Source organism: Xinfangfangia pollutisoli (assembly GCF_020179405.1).
Taxonomy (GTDB): domain Bacteria; phylum Pseudomonadota; class Alphaproteobacteria; order Rhodobacterales; family Rhodobacteraceae; genus Pseudogemmobacter; species Pseudogemmobacter pollutisoli.
Map to the genome: position 1 here is coordinate 1 of NZ_JAICBZ010000182.1, position 850 is coordinate 850.

At 72.1% G+C, this 850-nt stretch carries 1 pseudogene; it reads right to left on the bottom strand.

The features are described from left to right. Window positions 1-850 (bottom strand): annotated as a pseudogene (locus K1Y73_RS21930) (peptidoglycan-binding domain-containing protein); the annotation flags it as partial.

Sequence of the window (850 nt, forward strand, 5' to 3'; positions counted from 1 at the left end):
GGGCGCCGCCGGCGCGACCGCTGCCGGTGCTGGGGCCGGTGCTGGGGCCGGCGCGGCCACGGGTGCAGGCACAGGCTCGACGATGAAGCTGGGCATCGCCGCCTCCTGCACCGTCGCTTCCGGCGCCAGCTCGGCCGTGCGGCCTGCCGCCGTATAGGCCGCCTTCTTCAACAGATCCGCCCGCCCCGCCATGGCCGGCGCGAACAGATCGCCCCCCGCCATGGCGCCCAGCGCCACATCATACCATTGCGCCGCCAGATCCGGCCGCTCGGCCGCGCCGAAGCCCTGGCTCAGATGGTGGCCCAGCACTTCGGCATAGCCCTTCTCGCCCATCGCCGTCAGCAGCAGCGCCGAGGCGATGGCCACATCCATCTGCTCCTTCTCATAGCCGACGCCCAGGCAGACCTTGGCCGTGCCCGACAGCTGCGCCGCCGACATGCCCGATTGCAGGATGAACGCCTCGGTCGAGGCCAGAACCTCATCCTCGGGGCGCAGCGACAGGGCCGCGACCTGATCCTTCAGCATCGGCGCGAAGCCCGCGCATTGCTGGGCGATCTGCTCGGGCGTGAAGCCCGCCACCTTGGCGGCCAGCGCCTGACCCGTGGTGATCGCGGCCCCGCGCGCCAGGCAGAACTGCTCGGTCAGCGCGACATTCGCGTCGGTCATCGTCGCGACCGTGTCATAGCCGCCCTTGGTTGACACTTTCAGCATCGCATCCGTGCAGGCCGCGGCCAGATCGCCCTTGGCCCCGTTCGGCGCCATGAACGAGGGCAAGGCCGGCGTCTCGGCCCCGGGCACCGCCACAGGCGCAACAACCGGCGCAGGCGCGGGCGCCGGCGCAGGGGTCGGC